Source organism: Streptomyces sp. NPDC086787 (assembly GCF_044745865.1).
Taxonomy (GTDB): domain Bacteria; phylum Actinomycetota; class Actinomycetes; order Streptomycetales; family Streptomycetaceae; genus Streptomyces.
The window spans coordinates 64,688-84,213 of the sequence record NZ_JBIVBC010000015.1 but is presented as its reverse complement, the minus strand read 5'-3'; the positions used below and the strand labels follow the sequence as shown (position 1 = coordinate 84,213).

At 70.8% G+C, this 19,526-nt stretch carries 20 protein-coding genes and 1 riboswitch; of the genes, 11 read left to right on the top strand and 9 right to left on the bottom strand.

Annotation, left to right across the window (positions count from 1 at the left end; genetic code table 11):
- The first annotated feature begins 95 nt into the window (after positions 1–95).
- Both whiG and ACIPK3_RS27905 read left to right on the top strand, forming a co-directional pair.
- Positions 96–938 (top strand): RNA polymerase sigma factor WhiG, encoded by an 843-nt coding sequence (gene whiG, locus ACIPK3_RS27910; RefSeq protein WP_402574011.1) that lies wholly within the window; start codon positions 96–98, stop codon positions 936–938.
- Positions 939–1,032: 94 nt separating this feature from the next.
- Entirely contained in the window at positions 1,033–1,590 is a 558-nt protein-coding gene (locus ACIPK3_RS27905; protein WP_402574124.1) for a TetR/AcrR family transcriptional regulator, read from the top strand.
- 40 nt (positions 1,591–1,630) lie between these two features.
- Here ACIPK3_RS27905 and ACIPK3_RS27900 read toward each other — a convergent pair whose 3' ends face one another.
- Positions 1,631–2,218: a murein hydrolase activator EnvC family protein gene (locus ACIPK3_RS27900; protein WP_402574009.1), complete on the bottom strand. Its 588-nt coding sequence runs from the start codon at positions 2,216–2,218 to the stop codon at positions 1,631–1,633.
- 282 nt (positions 2,219–2,500) lie between these two features.
- Here ACIPK3_RS27900 and rpsB point away from each other — a divergent pair, with 282 nt between their 5' ends.
- The 4 genes from rpsB (at position 2,501) to frr (ending at position 6,080) form a co-directional block, all read left to right on the top strand.
- A complete protein-coding gene (gene rpsB / locus ACIPK3_RS27895) occupies positions 2,501–3,415 on the top strand; it encodes a 30S ribosomal protein S2 (protein ID WP_402574007.1) in 915 nt (304 codons plus the stop codon).
- 164 nt (positions 3,416–3,579) lie between these two features.
- Positions 3,580–4,416 carry a translation elongation factor Ts gene (gene tsf / locus ACIPK3_RS27890; RefSeq protein WP_402574005.1) on the top strand — a complete coding sequence of 279 codons (837 nt, stop codon included), beginning with the start codon at positions 3,580–3,582 and terminating at the stop codon, positions 4,414–4,416.
- 200 nt (positions 4,417–4,616) lie between these two features.
- Entirely contained in the window at positions 4,617–5,375 is a 759-nt protein-coding gene (pyrH, locus tag ACIPK3_RS27885; protein WP_402574003.1) for a UMP kinase, read from the top strand.
- Positions 5,376–5,522: 147 nt separating this feature from the next.
- The gene (gene frr, locus ACIPK3_RS27880; RefSeq protein WP_402574001.1) at positions 5,523–6,080 is read left to right on the top strand and encodes a ribosome recycling factor; all 558 of its coding nucleotides are present in this window, start codon (positions 5,523–5,525) and stop codon (positions 6,078–6,080) included.
- Between the two features lie 8 nt (positions 6,081–6,088).
- Here frr and ACIPK3_RS27875 read toward each other — a convergent pair whose 3' ends face one another.
- Entirely contained in the window at positions 6,089–6,247 is a 159-nt protein-coding gene (locus ACIPK3_RS27875) for a hypothetical protein (protein WP_402573999.1), read from the bottom strand.
- A 21-nt stretch (positions 6,248–6,268) separates the two neighbouring features.
- On the opposite strand from ACIPK3_RS27875, the gene ACIPK3_RS27870 reads away from it, so the two are divergent.
- From ACIPK3_RS27870 to ACIPK3_RS27850, 5 genes are all read left to right on the top strand, one after another.
- Positions 6,269–7,273 carry a phosphatidate cytidylyltransferase gene (locus ACIPK3_RS27870; protein WP_402573997.1) on the top strand — a complete coding sequence of 335 codons (1,005 nt, stop codon included), beginning with the start codon at positions 6,269–6,271 and terminating at the stop codon, positions 7,271–7,273.
- Positions 7,274–7,452: 179 nt separating this feature from the next.
- Positions 7,453–8,559 carry a 23S rRNA (adenine(2503)-C(2))-methyltransferase RlmN gene (gene rlmN / locus ACIPK3_RS27865; RefSeq protein WP_402573995.1) on the top strand — a complete coding sequence of 369 codons (1,107 nt, stop codon included), beginning with the start codon at positions 7,453–7,455 and terminating at the stop codon, positions 8,557–8,559.
- Positions 8,560–8,582: 23 nt separating this feature from the next.
- Positions 8,583–8,690, top strand: a riboswitch (TPP riboswitch).
- A gap of 68 nt (positions 8,691–8,758) precedes the next feature.
- Entirely contained in the window at positions 8,759–9,832 is a 1,074-nt protein-coding gene (locus tag ACIPK3_RS27860) for a thiamine ABC transporter substrate binding subunit (RefSeq protein ID WP_402573993.1), read from the top strand.
- Positions 9,833–9,876: 44 nt separating this feature from the next.
- On the top strand, positions 9,877–11,478 hold the full coding sequence (locus tag ACIPK3_RS27855; protein WP_402574123.1) for an ABC transporter permease: 1,602 nt from the start codon (positions 9,877–9,879) through the stop codon (positions 11,476–11,478).
- The gene (locus ACIPK3_RS27850) at positions 11,478–12,500 is read left to right on the top strand and encodes an ABC transporter ATP-binding protein (protein WP_402573991.1); all 1,023 of its coding nucleotides are present in this window, start codon (positions 11,478–11,480) and stop codon (positions 12,498–12,500) included. The genes ACIPK3_RS27855 and ACIPK3_RS27850 overlap by 1 nt, the downstream gene beginning before the upstream one ends.
- A gap of 113 nt (positions 12,501–12,613) precedes the next feature.
- Here ACIPK3_RS27850 and ACIPK3_RS27845 read toward each other — a convergent pair whose 3' ends face one another.
- From ACIPK3_RS27845 to ACIPK3_RS27815, 7 genes are all read right to left on the bottom strand, one after another.
- Positions 12,614–13,303 carry an LAETG motif-containing sortase-dependent surface protein gene (locus tag ACIPK3_RS27845; RefSeq protein WP_402573989.1) on the bottom strand — a complete coding sequence of 230 codons (690 nt, stop codon included), beginning with the start codon at positions 13,301–13,303 and terminating at the stop codon, positions 12,614–12,616.
- Between the two features lie 160 nt (positions 13,304–13,463).
- Positions 13,464–14,588, bottom strand: coding sequence for an LOG family protein (locus tag ACIPK3_RS27840; RefSeq protein ID WP_402573987.1), 1,125 nt, complete (start codon positions 14,586–14,588; stop codon positions 13,464–13,466).
- A 70-nt stretch (positions 14,589–14,658) separates the two neighbouring features.
- On the bottom strand, positions 14,659–15,066 hold the full coding sequence (locus ACIPK3_RS27835) for a VOC family protein (protein ID WP_402573985.1): 408 nt from the start codon (positions 15,064–15,066) through the stop codon (positions 14,659–14,661).
- 125 nt (positions 15,067–15,191) lie between these two features.
- On the bottom strand, positions 15,192–16,535 hold the full coding sequence (locus tag ACIPK3_RS27830) for a hypothetical protein (protein WP_402573984.1): 1,344 nt from the start codon (positions 16,533–16,535) through the stop codon (positions 15,192–15,194).
- Positions 16,517–17,257, bottom strand: a complete 741-nt coding sequence (locus ACIPK3_RS27825) for an ABC transporter ATP-binding protein (protein ID WP_402573982.1) — start codon at positions 17,255–17,257, stop codon at positions 16,517–16,519. The genes ACIPK3_RS27830 and ACIPK3_RS27825 overlap by 19 nt, the downstream gene beginning before the upstream one ends.
- A 223-nt stretch (positions 17,258–17,480) precedes the next feature.
- Positions 17,481–18,845: an aspartate aminotransferase family protein gene (locus ACIPK3_RS27820; RefSeq protein WP_402573980.1), complete on the bottom strand. Its 1,365-nt coding sequence runs from the start codon at positions 18,843–18,845 to the stop codon at positions 17,481–17,483.
- Positions 18,846–18,847: 2 nt separating this feature from the next.
- Positions 18,848–19,366, bottom strand: coding sequence for an Lrp/AsnC family transcriptional regulator (locus ACIPK3_RS27815; protein WP_402573979.1), 519 nt, complete (start codon positions 19,364–19,366; stop codon positions 18,848–18,850).
- Positions 19,367–19,526 lie beyond the last annotated feature (160 nt).

Below are 19,526 nucleotides of genomic sequence, written 5' to 3'. Positions count from 1 at the left end.
GCTACGCTCACGAAGACCCCGACGCAGACCGCGCCAACCCGACACTCTTCATCCCTGTTCACGGCACTTCACTGCAGAACGGCACAAGGCGACGAATGCCCCAGCACACCTCCGGGTCCGACCGGGCGGCCATCCCCCCAGCCGCCCGCGACGGCGGCAGCGTGCGGCCGCCCGCTCCGTCGACGCTCGACGAGCTGTGGCGGTCGTACAAGTCGACGGGGGACGACCGGCTGCGGGAACAGCTGATCCTGCACTACTCACCGCTGGTGAAGTACGTGGCCGGGCGGGTGAGCGTCGGTCTGCCGCCCAACGTGGAGCAGGCCGACTTCGTGTCCTCGGGGGTCTTCGGCCTGATCGACGCGATCGAGAAGTTCGACATCGAGCGGGAGATCAAGTTCGAGACGTACGCGATCACCCGGATCCGCGGCGCCATGATCGACGAGCTCCGGGCGCTGGACTGGATCCCCCGCTCCGTGCGGCAGAAGGCGCGGAACGTGGAGCGCGCGTACGCCACGCTGGAGGCCCGGCTCAGACGCACGCCCACAGAGGGCGAGGTGGCCGGCGAGCTGGGTATCGAGGTCGAGGAACTGCACGCGGTCTTCAGCCAGTTGTCGCTGGCCAACGTGGTGGCCCTGGAGGAGCTGCTGCATGTGGGCGGCGAGGGCGGGGACCGGCTGAGCCTCATGGACACGCTGGAGGACACCGCCGCGGACGACCCGGTGGAGGTGGCCGAGGGCCGGGAGCTGCGGCGCTTTCTGGCGCGGGCGATCAACACGCTGCCGGAGCGGGAGAAGACCGTGGTCACCCTCTACTACTACGAGGGGCTCACGCTGGCCGAGATCGGGAACGTACTCGGGGTCACCGAGAGCCGGGTCAGCCAGATTCACACCAAGTCGGTGCTCCAGCTGCGCGCGAAACTGGCGAGTTTCGGCAGGTGAACGTGCGGAAACGCGGTGCGCCGGACGGAGTGCCTCCCGTCGCGGGCGACGCCTCCGTAGAGTGGTGGACGTGCCAAGGATTCGAGCGGCCTCCGTGGCCGAGCACCGGTCGATGCAGCGAGCCGCCCTGCTGGACGCGGCACGGTCCCTGTTGTCCGAGGGCGGGACGGAGGCGCTGACCTTCCCCGCGCTCGCCGAGCGGACGGGGCTGGCGCGGTCGTCCGTGTACGAGTACTTCCGGTCACGGGCCGCCGTGGTCGAGGAGTTGTGCGAGGCCGACTTCCCGGTGTGGGCGGCCGAGGTCGCGGCGGCCATGGAGCAGGCGGAGTCCGCCGAGGGCAAGGTCGAGGCGTATGTGCGCCGACAGCTGGCGCTGGTCGGGGACCGGCGGCACCGGGCCGTCGTGGCGATCTCGGCGAGCGAGCTGGACGCCGGCGCCCGCGAGAAGATCCGCGCCGCTCACGGCGGACTCGTCGCGATGATCGTCGAGGCGCTGGCCGACCTGGGTCACGGGCAGCCCCGACTCGCGGCGATGCTTCTCCAGGGAGTCGTGGACGCCGCCGTGCGCCGCATCGAACTGGGCGCGGCGGAGGATCCCACGGCCATCACCGACGCGGCCGTGTCGATGGCCCTGCGGGGCGTACTCGGCTGAAGGCGGCTGAAGGTTCCGCGCCAGGCGCCCTGCCGCGCGCTCAGGGCGGCTGGGGCACTCCCAGCACCGGCAGCAGCCTCGACGGGCCCCCGTTCAGCAGCCGGGGCGGCAGCAGGGACAGCGGGTTGAGGTAGGTCCCGCCCCGGAGCAGGCCCCAGTGGAGGCAGGCGGACGCGCAGTGCCAAGCCGCCGGTTCCACCGTCCCGACCACTCCGATCACCTCGCCCGCCGCCACCTCGGCGTCCTTCGTCACGGACGGTTTCACCGGCTCGTACGTCGTCCGCAGGTCCGTTCCCGTCAGCTGCACGGACACCACGCCTCGGCCCGCCACCCGGCCCGCGAAGGACACCCGGCCCGCCGCCACCGAGCGGACGGGGGTCCCGGGCGCCGCCGCGAGATCCACGCCCCGGTGGCCGGGACCGTACGGTGTCGCCGGAGGCTCCCAGCCCCGCAGGATCGCGGGGCGGGTCCCCGTCGGCCAGCTGCGGCCGATCGCGGGCACACGGTCCGGCCCGGCCGGCGGCGGGACATCCGCACCGGCGAGCGGGGCGAACGCCACCATCGCCGATCCCAGCAGCAGGACCGGCCACGCCGTCCACGGCCGGCCGCGTCGCATCACCTGTCGCATGACAGAACCGTGCCGCACCCCGCCGATCCCCGATGATCATGGCCGGCATCTGTGGACGACCGTCTTGTTGTGGACAGCGGCGTCATCCGGGGGCCTCCGGGTCCCGTACACTTCACTTGGCGATCCGGGTCACCGGGTCGACTTCGCACGCCCCGACACCGGGCCCTCACCGGGCCCCGAGTCAGCGCCTCTCGGTCCTTAGCGGCACGGCGCAAAACGGGCGTCAGGCGCGGAAGCCGTCCGGCATCCGCGGCACAACCGAGAAACTCAAGGAGAACGGCCATGGCCGTCGTCACGATGCGGGAGCTGCTGGAGAGCGGCGTCCACTTCGGTCACCAGACCCGTCGTTGGAACCCGAAGATGAAGCGCTTCATCTTCACCGAGCGCAACGGCATCTACATCATCGACCTGCTCCAGTCGCTGTCGTACATCGACCGCGCCTACGAGTTCGTCAAGGAGACCGTCGCCCACGGTGGCACGGTGATGTTCGTCGGTACGAAGAAGCAGGCGCAGGAGGCCATCGCCGAGCAGGCCACCCGCGTCGGCATGCCCTACGTCAACCAGCGCTGGCTGGGCGGCATGCTCACCAACTTCTCGACCGTCTACAAGCGTCTGCAGCGCCTCAAGGAGCTCGAGCAGATCGACTTCGAGGACGTCGCCGCGTCCGGTCTGACCAAGAAGGAGCTTCTCGTGCTCTCGCGCGAGAAGGCCAAGCTGGAGAAGACCCTCGGTGGTATCCGCGAGATGCAGAAGGTGCCCAGCGCCGTCTGGATCGTGGACACCAAGAAGGAGCACATCGCGGTCGGCGAGGCCCGGAAGCTCAACATCCCGGTCGTCGCCATCCTCGACACCAACTGCGACCCCGACGAGGTCGACTACAAGATCCCGGGCAACGACGACGCGATCCGCTCCGTCACCCTGCTCACCCGCGTGATCGCCGACGCCGTCGCCGAGGGACTCATCTCCCGCTCGCGCGTCGCCACCGGTGACAAGGGCGAGAAGGCCGCCGCCGAGCCGCTCGCCGAGTGGGAGCGCGACCTGCTCGAGGGTGAGAAGAAGGACGAGGCTCCGGCCGCCGAGGCTCCCGCCGCGGAGGCCGCTGAGGCTCCCGCCGCGGAGGCCACCGAGGCTCCGGCCGCGGAGGCTCCGGCCGCCGAGGCCACCGAGGCTCCGGCCGCCGAGGGCGAGCAGGCCTGACCTCGTCGGCGTCAGCGTTGACGGCGGGGGCGGCTGCATGAAGCACGCCCCCGCCGTTCACCCGTGGATCAGCGGAGCGTCAGCGGTCCTGGACAAATGGGAACCGCGGAACCCCTGACCCCTGATCTTCGATCCTTCAGACTTCGAGAAAGATTCACAGACTCATGGCGAACTACACCGCCGCCGACGTCAAGAAGCTCCGCGAGCTCACCGGCGCCGGCATGATGGACTGCAAGAAGGCGCTGGACGAGGCCGAGGGCAACGTCGAGAAGGCCGTCGAGGCGCTGCGCATCAAGGGCCAGAAGGGCGTCGCCAAGCGCGAGGGCCGCTCCGCCGAGAACGGCGCCGTGGTCTCCATCATCGCCGACGACAACTCCTCCGGCGTCCTCGTCGAGCTGAAGTGCGAGACGGACTTCGTCGCCAAGGGCGACAAGTTCCAGGCCGTGGCCAAGGCCATCGCCGAGCACGTCGCCAAGACCTCCCCGGCCGACCTGGAGGCCCTGCTCGCCTCCGAGATCGAGGCCGGCAAGACCGTTCAGGCGTTCGTGGACGAGGCCAACGCCAACCTGGGCGAGAAGATCGTCCTGGACCGCTTCGCGCAGTTCACCGGCGGCTACGTCGCCGCGTACATGCACCGCACGATGCCCGACCTGCCGCCGCAGATCGGTGTCCTCGTCGAGCTGGACAAGCCGAACGCCGAGGTCGCCAAGGGCATCGCCCAGCACATCGCCGCCTTCGCGCCGAAGTACCTCGCCCAGGAGGACGTCCCGGCCGAGGTCGTCGAGTCCGAGCGTCGTGTCGCCGAGGAGACCACCCGCGCCGAGGGCAAGCCCGAGGCCGCGATCGCCAAGATCGTCGAGGGTCGCCTCAACGGCTTCTTCAAGGACGCCACGCTGCTCGGCCAGCCGTACGCGCTCGACAACAAGAAGTCGGTCCAGAAGGTCCTGGACGAGGCCGGTGTCACCCTGGCGCGCTTCTCGCGCATCAAGGTCGGCATCTGAGTCCGTACCGCGATCGACGGACGACCCCGATAGGGTCGACAGCAGCCGGTCGTGACGTACGCGTGTGCCGATCCGCACATGCGCGCCACGGACGACAGCAGATCTGACGAGGAGGCCATTGCCGCGCATGGGAGCGAAAAACGACCCCACCGGCAATGGCCTTCTTTGTATGTGCACCACGTGAAAGAGGCGGGATCTCGATGACCACCAAGTCCCAGAAGAGCGACGACGGCAAGGCAAGCGGCCGGTTTCTGCTGAAGCTGTCCGGAGAGGCTTTCTCCGGTGGCGGCGGCCTGGGCGTCGACCCCGACGTGGTGCACGCCATCGCCCGTGAGATCGCGGCCGTCGTCCGGGACGGCGCGGAGATCGCGGTCGTCATCGGCGGCGGCAACTTCTTCCGCGGCGCCGAACTCCAGCAGCGCGGCATGGACCGGGCCCGCTCCGACTACATGGGCATGCTCGGCACCGTGATGAACTGCCTCGCCCTCCAGGACTTCCTGGAGAAGGAGGGCATCGACAGCCGGGTGCAGACCGCCATCACCATGGGCCAGGTCGCCGAGCCGTACATCCCGCTGCGCGCCGTGCGTCACCTGGAGAAGGGCCGCGTGGTCATCTTCGGCGCCGGTATGGGCATGCCGTACTTCTCCACCGACACCACCGCCGCCCAGCGTGCCCTGGAGATCGACGCCGAGGCGCTGCTCATGGGCAAGAACGGTGTGGACGGGGTCTACGACTCCGACCCCAAGACCAACCCGGACGCCGTCAAGTTCGACTCCCTCGGCTACGGCGAGGTCATCACCCGCGAGCTCAAGGTCGCCGACGCCACCGCCATCACGCTGTGCCGCGACAACAAGCTGCCGATCCTGGTCTTCGAACTCCTGGCCGCCGGCAATATCGCGCGCGCCGTCAAGGGTGAGAAGATCGGCACGCTCGTGGGCGAGCAGGACAGCCGGGACTGACCGCACGACCGCACGACCCCGGCACCGGCCGGGTGATGGACAATGTCCTGCCGGTCGGGAACCGTGCAGGAAGAAGACGCGACGCAGCCGGCCGCCGCCTCCGACAGGGAACCGCAGCCGGGCCTACTCAAGACGCAGGAGCAAGTGGTGATCGAAGAGACCCTCCTCGAAGCCGAGGAGAAGATGGAGAAGGCCGTCGTGGTCGCCAAGGAGGACTTCGCCGCGATCCGCACCGGCCGTGCGCACCCGGCGATGTTCAACAAGATCGTGGCCGACTACTACGGTGCGCCGACGCCGATCAACCAGCTGGCCTCGTTCTCCGTGCCGGAGCCGCGGATGGCGGTCGTGACCCCGTTCGACAAGAGCGCCCTGCGCAACATCGAGCAGGCCATCCGCGACTCGGACCTTGGCGTCAACCCGAGCAACGACGGCAACATCATCCGCGTGGTGTTCCCCGAGCTCACCGAGGAGCGTCGCCGCGACTACATCAAGGTCGCCAAGCACAAGGCCGAGGACGCCAAGGTGTCCATCCGCTCCGTGCGCCGCAAGGCCAAGGACGCCATCGACAAGCTCGTCAAGGACGGCGAGGTCGGCGAGGACGAGGGCCGCCGTGCGGAGAAGGAGCTCGACGACACCACCGCGAAGTACGTCGCGCAGGTGGACGAGCTCCTGAAGCACAAGGAAGCGGAGCTGCTCGAAGTCTGATGAACGACTCATCCTGGGGGGCGCCGCCGCAGACCGGGTACTGGGAACCCACCGACCAGGGGCCCGGCCACGGACACGGTCACGGGCATGTCCACGGACACGTCCACGGCCACGTCCACGTCCACGCCCGGGGAGCCGCCCCGGCGGGTCCCGCGTACGATGCGCATGACGCGCAGCACACTCGCCCCATGCCCATCGTGCCCGACGACGTACCCGAGTACGGCGGAGACCAGGATGAGGACCGGGGGGCCGCTCGGCTGGGCGGCCCCTTGTTCCGAGACAAGACCCCGTCGGCGAGGCCCCACCCGGCCGCGTCGCAGAATCCGGAGCCCATGCCCGACGCCCCGCACCCGGCGCCCGCGCCCGCGCCTCAGAAGAAGAGCGCGGGCCGCGACCTCGGCGCGGCCATAGGCGTCGGCGTCGGACTCGGCGTGGTGATCATCGCGTCCCTGTTCATCGTCAAAGCGGTGTTCGTCGGCGTGATAGCGGTCGCCGTCGTGGTCGGCCTGTGGGAGCTGACCAGCCGGCTCCAGGAACGCAAGGACATCAAGGCGCCCCTGGTCCCGCTGGCGGTCGGCGGTGCCGCGATGGTCGTCGCCGGGTATGTCCGGGGCGTCGAGGGCGCCTGGGTGGCCGTCGCCCTGACCGCGCTCGCGGTCCTGGTCTGGCGCATGACCGAACCGCCCGAGGGCTATCTCAAGGACGTCACGGCCGGTGTCTTCGCCGCCTTCTACGTGCCGTTCCTCGCCACCTTCGTCTCGCTGATGCTGACGGCGGACGACGGTCCCTTCCGCGTGCTGACCTTCCTGCTCCTGACCGTGGTCAGCGACACCGGCGCCTACGCCGTCGGCTGGCGCTTCGGCAGGAACAAGCTCGCCCCACGCATCAGCCCCGGCAAGACCCGCGAGGGCCTGTTCGGCGCCATCGCGTTCGCCATGGCCGCGGGCGCCCTGTGCATGCAGTTCCTGATCGAGGGCGGCATCTGGTGGCAGGGTCTGCTGCTCGGCCTCGCGGTCGCGGCCAGCGCCACGCTCGGCGACCTCGGCGAGTCCATGATCAAGCGGGACCTGGGCATCAAGGACATGGGCACCCTGCTCCCCGGTCACGGCGGCATCATGGACCGCCTCGACTCCCTGCTGCCCACCGCCCCCGTGGTGTGGCTGCTCCTGGTGGCCTTCGTCGGCTCGGCCTGACCACGCCGACCGCCCCCGCCGCCCGACCCACCCGGGCCCCCGACCGAGCACGGCCGGGGGCCTGCGGTTCCGACCGCCCATGACCGCCCGCGGCCCGACCGCCCGCGGCCCGACCGCCCGCGGTCCCGACCGGCCGCGGTCCGGGGTCACCCAATTGGATCTGCGACACTGGTACCGCCATGCCTAAGCCCGGAGAACTCACTTTCGTCGCCCCCCGCGGAGCCAAGCAGCCGCCGCGGCACCTCGCCGACCTTTCGCCCGCCGAGCGCAAGGAGGCCGTCGCCGCGATCGGGGAGAAGCCGTTTCGCGCCAAGCAGCTCTCGCAGCACTACTTCGCGCGGTACGCGCACGACCCGGAGCAGTGGACCGACATCCCCGCCGCCTCGCGGGGCAAGCTCCGGGAGGCGCTGCTTCCCGAGCTGATGACGGTCGTACGGCATCTGTCGACCGACCAGGGGACCACCCGCAAGACCTTGTGGCGGCTGTTCGACGGCACGCTCGTCGAGTCGGTGCTGATGCGCTACCCGGACCGGGTGACGATGTGCATCAGCTCGCAGGCGGGCTGCGGCATGAACTGCCCGTTCTGCGCCACCGGGCAGGCGGGGCTGGACCGGAACCTGTCCACCGCCGAGATCGTGCACCAGATCGTGGACGGGATGCGCGCACTCAGGGACGGCGAGGTGCCCGGCGGGCCTGCCCGGCTGTCCAACATCGTGTTCATGGGCATGGGCGAGCCGCTCGCCAACTACAAGCGGGTCGTGACGGCCATCCGGGCGCTCACCGACCCGGAACCGGACGGCCTCGGGCTGTCCCAGCGCGGCATCACCGTGTCGACCGTCGGACTCGTCCCGGCGATCCACCGCTTTGCCGACGAGGACTTCAAGTGCCGTCTGGCGATCTCCCTGCACGCGCCCGACGACGAACTGCGCGACACCCTGGTCCCCGTGAACACCCGCTGGAAGGTGCGCGAGGTGCTCGACGCCGGCTTCGAGTACGCCGCCAAGTCCGGGCGCCGGCTCTCCATCGAGTACGCCCTGATCCGCGACATCAACGACCAGGCGTGGCGCGGTGACCGGCTCGGCCGGATGCTCAAGGGCAGGCCCGTGCACGTCAACCTGATCCCGCTCAACCCCACGCCCGGGTCCAAGTGGACCGCCTCGCGGCCGGAGGACGAGAAGGCGTTCGTGGAGGCCATCGCGTCCCACGGAGTTCCGGTCACCGTCCGTGACACCCGAGGTCAGGAGATCGACGGTGCCTGTGGCCAGCTGGCGGCCACCGAGCGGTAACCTGACCCGGTCAGTACATCTTCATATTCCGACAGGGGAGCGCCACAGCGCTGAGAGTGCGGCAGACGGGCCGCAGACCCTCTGAACCTCGCCCAGGTCATTCTGGGTAGGAAGTTCGGTCGTTACTCAAGCTGTTGCGCCCTGCCCGGGCACCCCGGGCAGGGCCGCGTCTCTTCCTGGACACCCAGGAGGAAATCCAGTGCACCGCAAGACCTTCGTGGCCGTCGCCGCCGGGCTCGGCCTGCTCACGCTGTCCGCATGCGGTTCGTCCGCGGACAAGGGGGCGGCGGACTCCAAGACCGTCGTCCTCGTCAGCCACAGCTCGTGGGCCGTCTCGAAGAACGTGCTCAAGGACTTCGAGAAGCAGTCCGGCTACAAGGTCAGGGTCCTCACGGACGGGGACGCCGGCCAGGCCGTCAACAAGGCGATCCTGACCAAGGACAACCCGCAGGGCGACGTCTTCTTCGGCGTCGACAACACCCTGCTGTCCCGCGCGATCGACAACGGTCTGTTCCAGCCGTACGAGGCCAAGGGGATCGGGACGGTCGACGCCGAGTACCAGCTCGACAAGGGCAGGCACCGGGTCACGCCCGTCGACTACGGCGACATCTGCGTCAACTACGACAAGGCGTACTTCGGCGAGCACGGGCTCACCCCGCCGCGGACGCTCGACGACCTGGTGAAGCCCGAGTACAAGAACCTCCTCGTCACCGAGAACGCCGCCACCTCCTCGCCCGGCCTCGGATTCCTCCTCGCGAGCGCGGCCCGGTACGGCGACGACAGCTGGCCCGAGTACTGGACGAAGCTCAAGGCCAACGGCGTCAAGGTCGTCGACGGCTGGGAGCAGGCGTACAACCAGGAGTTCTCCGGGTCCGCCGGCGGAAAGAAGGCCAAGGGCGACCGGCCGCTCGTGGTGTCCTACGCCTCTTCACCGGTCGCCGAGGTCGTCTACGCCAAGCCACGGCCGGCCACCGCCCCGACGGGTGTCGCGGACGGCACCTGCTTCCGGCAGACCGAGTTCGCCGGGCTGCTGAGCAACGCGAAGAACACCAAGGGCGGCAAGGCGCTCATCGACTTCCTGGTCGGCAAGGAGTTCCAGGAGGACGTACCGCTCAACATGTTCGTCTACCCGGTGGTCCGGGGCGCCAAGGTGCCTGCCGAGTTCACGGAGTACGGCCCGGCCGCCAAGGCCCCCGCGACCCTGACGCCCGGCAGGATCGCCGACAACCGCGACCAGTGGGTCAAGACGTGGACGTCGCTCGTACTGAAGTAGCCGGTCGACGGCGCCGTATGGAGAACGTGGCACGGCTCGCGCTGATGGCCGGGCCGGTCGCGTTCTTCGCGCTGTTCTTCGCCTACCCCGTCACCGCCATCGTCGCCCGTGGCCTCAGGGCCGACGGGGTCTGGCGGCTCGGCCCGATCGCGGACGTCGTCGCGCGGCCGGACATCCGGCACGTCCTGTGGTTCACCACCTGGCAGGCGCTCGCCTCCACCGCGCTCACCCTGCTGGTCGCGCTGCCCGCCGCATATGTCTTCGCGCGCTTCGCCTTCCCGGGAAAGCAGGTCCTGCGCGCCGTCGTCACCGTCCCGTTCGTGCTGCCGACCGTCGTGGCCGGTACGGCGTTCCTCGCGCTGCTCGGCCGTGGCGGGCTGCTCGACGAACTGTGGGGCGTACGGCTGGACACGACCGTGTGGGCGATCCTGCTCGCGCACGTCTTCTTCAACTACGCCGTCGTCGTACGCACCGTCGGCGGCCTGTGGTCCCAGCTGGACCCGCGCCAGGAGGAGGCCGCGCGGATGCTGGGCGCCTCACCGCTCGGCGCCTGGCGCAAGGTGACCCTGCCGGCCCTCGCGCCCGCGGTGGCCGCCGCCGCGCTGATGGTGTTCCTGTTCACCTTCACCTCCTTCGGCGTGGTCCAGACCCTTGGCGGCCCCACCTTCTCCACCCTCGAGGTCGAGATCTACCGGCAGACCTCGGAGCTGCTCGACCTGCCCACCGCCGCGGTCCTCACCCTCGTCCAGTTCGCCGCGGTGGGCGCGATCCTCGCCGTGCACGCCTGGACGGTACGGCGCCGGGAGACCGTGCTGCGGCTGGTGGACCCGTCGGTGACGGCGCGCCGGCCGCGCGGGGCCGGGCAGTGGGCGCTGCTCGCGGGTGTCCTCGCCACCATCGCCGTACTTCTCGTCCTGCCGCTCGCCGTGCTGGTCCGGCGCTCCCTCGACGCCCCCGGCTTCGGCTACTACCGGGCGCTGACCAGCGAGGACGGCAACATGTTCCTGGTGGCGCCGATCGCCGCGATCGGGAACTCCCTCCAGTACGCCGCCGCGGCCACCGCCATCGCCCTGCTGGTCGGCGGGCTCGCCGCGGCCGCGCTCGCCCGGCGCGACGCGGGCCGGCTCGTCCGTGGATTCGACGCGCTGCTGATGCTGCCGCTCGGGGTGTCCGCGGTGACCGTCGGCTTCGGCTTCCTCATCGCGCTCGACAGGCCACCGCTGGACCTGCGCCAGTCCTGGATCCTCGTACCGCTCGCGCAGGCGCTGGTCGGGGTGCCCTTCGTCGTGCGGACCATGCTGCCCGTGCTGCGCGCGGTGGACGGGCGGCTGAGGGACGCGGCGGCCGTGCTCGGGGCGTCGCCCTGGCGGGTGTGGCGGGAGATCGACCTGCCGCTGGTGCGTCGGGCGCTGCTGATCGCGGCCGGCTTCGCCTTCGCCGTGTCACTGGGGGAGTTCGGAGCCACCGTGTTCATCGCGCGGCCCGACAGCCCGACGCTGCCGGTCGCGGTGGCCCGGCTGCTGGCCCGGCCCGGCGACCTCAACTACGGGCAGGCGATGGCCCTGTCCACGATTCTCATGGTGGTGTGCGCGGTGGCGCTGCTGGTCCTGGAGCGGCTGCGCACCGACCGGACGGGGGAGTTCTGATGCTGCTGAGCCTCGCGGCCGCGACCGTGCGCTTCGGCGGGCGGCCGGTGCTGGACGCCGTCGACCTCGACGTGGCCGAGCACGAGACGGTGTGCGTGCTCGGGCCGAGCGGCAGTGGCAAGTCGACGCTGCTGCGCGCGGTGGCCGGACTCCAGCCGCTGGACGCCGGGCGGGTGTCGCTCGACGGACACGACCAGACGAGGGTGCCCGCGCACCGGCGGGAGGTCGGGCTGATGTTCCAGGACCATCAGCTGTTCCCGCAGCGCGACGTGGGCGGCAACGTGGCGTTCGGGCTCCGGATGCGTGGGGCGGCCAAGGCTCGGCAGCAGGCCGACGTACGGGAGTTGCTGGAGCTCGTGGGGCTGCCGGGCGCCGAACGCCGGGCCGTGGCCGCCCTCTCCGGCGGTGAGCAGCAGCGGGTGGCGCTGGCCCGCGCCCTCGCACCCCGCCCCCGGCTGCTGATGCTCGACGAGCCGCTCGGCCAGCTGGACCGCTCGCTGCGGGAACGGCTTGTCGTCGAACTGCGCGAGCTGTTCTCCCGGTTGGGCACCACCGTGCTGGCCGTGACGCACGACCAGGGAGAGGCGTTCGCGCTCGCCGACCGGGTGGTGGTGATGCGGGACGGCAGGATCGCCCAGTCCGGCACGCCACTTGAGGTGTGGCAGCGTCCGGCGGACGAGTTCGTTGCCCGCTTCCTCGGCTTCGGGAACGTGGTGACGGCGACCGTCACGGGCACCGCTGCCGACACGCCGTGGGGCAAGCTCCCGGTGCCCGAGGGCGCGCCGCAGGGGAAGCGCTCACTGCTGGTCCGTCCCGCCGGAGTACGGCTCGTGCCACCCGGCGCGGGTCTGCCCTGCACGGTGACCGCCCGCACCTTCCGGGGCACGCACGTCACCGTGCACCTGCGCCCCGGGCACGACGGCCCCCGACTGGAGGCGGCCTGCGCGCTGCGCGAGGCGCCGGAGGCCGGGGCGGCGGTCGGGGTGGAGTTCGACCCGGCCGAAGTAGTGGTGCTCGGCTGATCGCGCGCGGCACGGTGCCGGAGTCCAGGCCGGAGCGGCCCCGGGCCCGGCTGAACGGCGGTGGCCCGCCCCCGGTGGTACGGGGACGGGCCACGGCGATGTGCGGGTACGGCTCAGCGGCCGCTCTTCGCTCCGCGCCGGCGCATGCCGAGGAACACGGCACCGCCGCCGACGACGACCAGGGCGGCCGCGACACCGGCGATCAGACCGGTGTTGGAGTTGGCACCGGTCTCGGCGAGGTTCGACTCACCGACCGCCGGGGACGGCTCGTTGGGCGCGGTCTTGGCCGGGGTGGTGCTCTCCGACTGCGACGGGGTCGGCGTCGCGGTCTTCGGCGGCTTCGAGGTGGGCGGGGTGGTCTTCGGGGGCTGGCTGGCCGGCGGCTTCGACGGCACGTCGGCCTTGCAGGCCGTGGACGGCGTGGTCAGGTCGGGCTTGATGTCCGCGTCGACCTTGCCGTCGTCGGTCCTGACGTGGATGCGGTACGTCGCGTTCGGCTTCCAGGCCTCGGCGAAGCTGACCTTGGTGCCTTCCTTGGAACCCTTGACCGGCTGCTCGCCGACCTTCTTCGCGTCGGCGCCGTTGTTCTCCAGGAAGACGGAGATGGTGGCCGGGGTGGCGGCGGCGTCCTCGTCGGTGACGACGATGAAGCCCTTCGCGCCGTCGCAGCCGGCTTCGGCGGAGAACTCACGGATGTTGCAGGCGAGAGCGCTGCTCGACAGGCCCAGGACCAGCGCGGCGGACGCGGAGGCGACGCCCAGGATGCGAACGGAACGACCTGCGCTGCGGCGAGTTATGGACACGTTTGTCCTTTACGTATTGCACAAAAGCGGGGGCGTCAGGGCCGGTGGGACGTCAATCGGAGGTGAGGCCCCTCCGCCTCAGGGGAATCACAGGTTTATAAGCGGTCCATGACGGGTGTCAACGTATCCGCCGCCCACAGGCGTTGACTTTGCCTACTTGTTAACCGCCGAGACGTTTCAGCGCGTCCGGAGCCTCCTCGATCCGGTCAACCAGGGCTATTCGGGCCTCCATCGGCCGCTCCTCCGCCAGCGCCCGCAGCAACGGCCAGGCGGGCAGCCGCTTCGTCCAGTGCTCCCGGTCCACGAGCACCATCGGGGTGGGCTCGCCACGCGACTCGTAGTAGTTGGGGGTCGCGTTGTCGAATATCTCCTGTACGGTCCCCGCGGCGCCCGGCAGGAACACCACCCCCGCGTTGGAGCGGGCCAGCAGGCCGTCCTCGCGGGTGGCGTTGGCGAAGTACTTGGCGATGTGCGAGGCGAACGCGTTCGGCGGCTCGTGACCGTAGAACCAGGTGGGGATGCCCACCGACATGCCGCCGCCCGGCCGGCGGCCACGTACCTCGAACGCGGCGCGAGCCCAGTCGGTGACCGACGGCCGGAACGACGGAGCCCCGGCGAGCAGTTCGAGCGCCTCGGTGAGCATCGCGTCCTCGAAGGGGGCCGCGTACGCGCCGAGGTTGGCCGCCTCCATGGCGCCAGGGCCGCCGCCGGTGGCCACCGTGAGACCGGCGCGCGCCAGTTCGCGACCGAGCCGCGCGGCACCGGCGAACTCCTCCGTCCCGCGCGCCATGGCGTGCCCGCCCATGACGCCCACCACGCGCGCCCCCGCGAGGAGTTCGTCCAGCGCGTCCGAGACGGCGTCGTCGTGGACCGCGCGCAGCATGGAGCCGAACACGTCCCCGTCGGCCTTCCTCCGCTGGAACCAGTCGTACGCCAGCGCGTCCGGAGTGCTCTCGTATCCCTCGGCGAGCGAGTCGAACAGCTCGTCGGGGGAGTAGACGAATCCCCGGTACGGGTCGAAGGGCAGACCGGGCACCGGCGGGAACACCAGCGCCCCGGACGCGCGCACTCGCGCGGCGGCCTCGGCGTCCATCGGGCACCCGAGGAACACGGCGCCGTCGGCGTCGACGGAGAGCAGGATGTCCGTGCGGTCCGTCAGGTCGACGGCCTGGACGCGGAACCGGGCGAGCGAGCCGTGTTCGGCGACGACCTGGTCGAACTCGGCGAGCGTCTCTATCTCGTGGTCGTGGGCGGCGCGGTGCGGCTGGGCGGGTGTCGGATTCACCCGCCCATGCTGGCACAGGGGTTCGGCCCGGTGGCCCTGCGGTCCGAAGGCCGGTGAAGCGGTCGCCGAATCAGCCCTGGACGGCCGCCGGGTCCATCCACATGACCTCCCAGGTGTGGCCGTCGAGGTCGTCGAACGCGCGGCCGTACATGAAGCCCTGGTCCTGCGCCTCGCCGCTCGCCGTGCCGCCCGCCGCGACCGCCTTCCCGACCAGCTCGTCCACCTTCTCGCGGCTCTCGGCGCTCAGACACAGCAGCACCTCGCTGGACTTGGCCGAGTCGACGATCTCCTTCTTGGTGAAGTCGGCGTAGCGCTTCTTGCTGAGGAGCATCGCGACGATGGTGTCGCTGATGGCCACGCAGACGCATTCGTCGGTGCTGAACTGGGGGTTGATGGTGTAGCCGAGCGCGGTGTAGAAGCTCCTGGACGCCGCGACGTCGTTGGTGGCCAGGTTCACGAAGATCATCTGCTGGTACATGGGGGCCTCTCCCTGTGGGGTTGTGCGGTTCGCCGGGGTAGACCTGGGGCCGCCGGGAATCTCATCGCCGGCCGGCGGACTTTTTCCGGCGGACTTTTCCGTCGGACTTTGTTCCGTGTGGTTTCTCAGGACGCCAGCGGCAGGGCGGCGAGCCGCGCGATCAGCAGGGTGAGCGGGCCGAACAGGGCCAGCAGGGCGCCCGCGCGCAGGGCGGCGGCGCCGCGCAGCACCTGTGCGCGGGCGCCCAGGCGGAGCAGCGTGGCCGTGGTGTCGGCGCGGGACTGCCTGGCCTCCACGGCGGCGGTGAGCAGGGCGGCCACGGCGCAGCCGGTGACCTGGAGGGCGCCGAGCGCGCTCAGCGGACCGAGGGCGGCCGAGGCGCCGCCGTACAGCGCGGTCATCGCGTACGCGCCCGAGCCGACCGCGCAGACCACGCCGAGCGGGCGTCCGATCCGGGTGGCCTCCGCCATCAGCCCGCGGCCCGCGAGGAGCCGGAGTGCGCCCGGCCGCGCCTCCTGGAGCAGGCGGCCGCACAGATGGGTGAGGCCGGGAGCGGCCAGCACCAGGCCCAGAGCCGTCAGCGCCCAGCCGCCCAGCATTCCGGCGGTACCGACGGCGCTGCCATCGGCGGCGGACCGGCTCGCGTACGCCTCCACGGCGAGACCCGCCGCGAGGACCGCGACACCCCACGGGAGACCGGACGGCGCGGCGGACGGGGCCGGGGCGGCGCCGTCGGCGGAGCCGGACCGACCGGCGGTGTCCGCGGTCCCGGTCGCCTGGCCCGGGGCAGGCTGTGACTGTGACTGTGACTGTGACTGTGACTGTGACTGTGACTGTGACTGTGACTGCGGGGCGGGCAGGCGGGCGGCCGTGGCGGCGCCCCGGGCCCGTCCGCCCCGGCGGCCGTCCGCCGCGAAGGTCCCCCGTGCACCGCGCGATCCCGTGGGCGAGGGACGGGGGTCCCGGGGGCGCAGGGCGACGGCCACCGCGGCCGACGCGATCACCGGGGCCAGCACCAGCAGGGTGAGCGCGGCCGGCAGCGGGAGGGGCTCGCCCACCGCCAGGAACCCGGAGGCCGCGCCGTCGAAGGACAGGCCGGGGAGGTCGCCCCGCAGATGCAGGAAAAGCAGCAGCGCCAGCGTCGAGCCCAGCGCGCAGGACAGGACCGTGGTGAGCGCCGAGACCGCCATCAGGCGGCCCGGCCCCAGCCCGAACGCCGACAGCCCGGTGCGGGGCCGGGTGCCCGGGTCGGTACGGGCGACGGCGACCGCGAGATACGCGGTGGCGGCCAGCGGCACCGCGCACCACGCCAGCCGCACCCCCGAGTCGGCGGGCAGGTCGGGGTGGCCCAGCGCGAAACCGAGCGCGGACAGCAGCAGGAAGCCCGCGGCCGCCGCGGCCGCCGTCACGGTGAGCCGGCGCAGATGGACGGCGGGACGCGCGATTCGGATCAGACGGAGAGCGAGCACGCGGCCCGGCCTTCCGGTTCATGCACCGGTGGCAGGTGCACGGTGTTCACACAGCGGCCGTCCAGCAGCGACACCGCGCGGTCCGCCTGGGCCGCGGTGTCGGGGTCGTGCGTGGCCAGCAGCACCGTGATGCCGTGCGAGCGGGCCGCGGTCGTCAGGGTGCGCAGCACCTGGGCCCGGTCGGCGCGGTGCAGCGGAGCCGTGGGCTCGTCGGCGAAGATGACCGTCGGGCCGGTGGCGATGGCCCGCGCGATCGAGATGCGCTGGCGCTCGGACTGACGCAGTTCGTGCGGGCGCCTGCGCGCGGTGTCGCCGATGTCGAGGCGCTCCAGCCACTCCAGGGCGGCTGTCTTGGCCCGGCGCCGGCCGGTGCCGCGCAGCATCAGGGGCAGGGCCGCGTTCTCCCAGGCGTTCAGCTCCGGGACGAGCCGGGGCTCCGGGTCGATCCAGGCGAAGCGGTCCCGGCGCAGCCGTTCCCGGGCGAGCGGACCCAGGGTGTGCACGGGCACGCTGTTGAACCAGACCTCGCCGCGCTGCGCCCGGAGCAGACCGGCCAGGCAGCGCAGCAGGGTGGTCTTGCCGCTCCCGCGCGGGCCACCGACGGCGAGGATCTCGCCCTCCCGTACGCCGACCGAGACGCCGGCGAGCGCGGGTGAGCCGTCGGCGTGCTGGAAGTGCAGGGCGCGTGCCCAGAGCACGTCGTTGTCCGGCGGGGCCTCCATGGGCGTACACCTCGGTTCTGATCCGTTTCCCGTGCCTGGTCCCTCGTGGGCCTTCCGGAGGAACGAAGACCGGGCCGATCGGTCACTGGCACGCTAGGCAGGTCCCGGCGGGGGTCCGGACAGCACACGGCCCCGGGCATCCGTTCTCACTCGAACGGACGACACCGGGGCCGGTGTTGATCATCCAGGCGGATGATCGGAGCGGCGAATGCCGCGCAGACGGTCAGAGCTTCGTCCACGCCTCCGTGAGCGTCGCGCGCAGGATCTGCTCGATCTCGTCGAACGTCTCCTGGTTGGAGATCAGCGGCGGGGCGAGCTGCACGACCGGGTCGCCCCGGTCGTCCGCACGGCAGTAAAGGCCGTTCTCGAACAGGGCCTTGGAGAGGAAGCCGTACAGGACCCGCTCGGTCTCCTCCTCGTTGAAGGACTCCTTGGTGCTCTTGTCCTTCACCAGCTCGATGCCGTAGAAGAAGCCGTTGCCGCGGACGTCGCCGACGATCGGCAGGTCGTGCAGCTTCTCGAGGGTGGACAGGAAGGCGGACTCGTTGTCCAGCACGTGCTGGTTGAGGCCCTCGCGCTCGAAGAGGTCCAGGTTCGCGAGACCCACGGCCGCGGAGACCGGGTGGCCGCCGAAGGTGTAGCCGTGCAGGAAGGTGTTGTCACCCTTGTAGAACGGCTCCGCGATGCGGTCGGAGACGACACAGGCACCTATCGGGGAGTAGCCCGAGGTCATGCCCTTGGCGCAGGTGATCATGTCCGGGACGTAGCCGAACTTGTCACAGGCGAACATCGTGCCGAGGCGGCCGAAGGCACAGATGACCTCGTCCGAGACGAGCAGCACGTCGTACTTGTCGCAGATCTCGCGGACCCGCTGGAAGTATCCGGGCGGCGGCGGGAAGCAGCCGCCCGCGTTCTGCACCGGCTCCAGGAAGACGGCGGCGACGGTGTCCGGGCCCTCGAACAGAATCTCCTGCTCGATCTGGTCGGCGGCCCAGCGGCCGAACGCCTCCGGGTCGTCGCCGAAGAGCGGCGCGCGGTAGATGTTGGTGTTCGGCACCTTGTGCGCGCCCGGCACCAACGGCTCGAAGGGGGCCTTCAGGCCCGGCAGGCCGGTGATGGACAGGGCGCCCTGCGGGGTGCCGTGGTAGGCGACCGCGCGGGAGATGACCTTGTACTTGGTCGGCTTGCCGGTGAGCTTGAAGTACTGCTTGGCGAGCTTCCAGGCGGTCTCGACCGCCTCGCCGCCACCGGTGGTGAAGAAGACCTTGTTCAGGTCGCCCGGGGCGTAGTCCGCGATGCGCTCGGCCAGCTCCACGGCCTTGGGGTGGGCGTACGACCACACCGGGAAGAACGCCAGCTCCTGGGCCTGCTTGAAGGCGGCCTCGGCGAGCTCCACGCGGCCGTGGCCGGCCTGGACCACGAACAGACCCGCGAGACCGTCCAGGTAGCGCTTGCCCTTGTCGTCGTAGATGTAGGTGCCCTCGCCCCGGACGATCGTGGGAACGGGGGAGTTCTCGTACGAGGACATGCGGGTGAAGTGCATCCACAGGTGGTCGTACGCGGTCTGGCTGAGGTCCTTTGAGCTCACGGTTATCGGGTTCCCCACATGTAGGTCTGCTTCTTGAGCTTGAGGTAGACGAAGCTCTCGGTGGAGCGCACTCCGGGCAGGGCCCGGATGCGTTTGTTGATGACGTCCAGCAGGTGGTCGTCGTCCTCGCAGACGATCTCGGCGAGGATGTCGAACGAGCCCGCGGCCATCACCACGTACTCCACTTCCGACATGGCGCTCAGCGCGTCCGCTATCGACTCGACATCGCCCTCGACGTTGATCCCGACCATCGCCTGCCGGCGGAACCCCACGGTGAGCGGGTCCGTGACGGCGACGATCTGCATCACGCCCTGGTCCAGCAGCTTCTGGACGCGCTGGCGCACGGCCGCCTCGGACAGGCCCACGGCCTTGCCTATGGCGGCGTACGGCCGGCGGCCGTCCTCCTGGAGCTGCTCGATGATGGCGAGGGAGACGGCATCCAGCTGGGGAGTGCCGTTCCTGGACTCGCGGGACGAGTCCCTCTTTTCTGCGCTTCGACTGCCCACGACCTCACTGTGCACGAGGTCTCGACAGTTCCGCAAGGCTGTATCGATGAAATTCGTTGTCTGGGCGATCCATATCTGCGGATTCCGCAGTACGGACTCCGGTGGGGCTGTTGAAAACGTGGTACGGCGGATTAGGGTGGGTGTCTCAGAGACTGGACAGCACGACATCTTGATC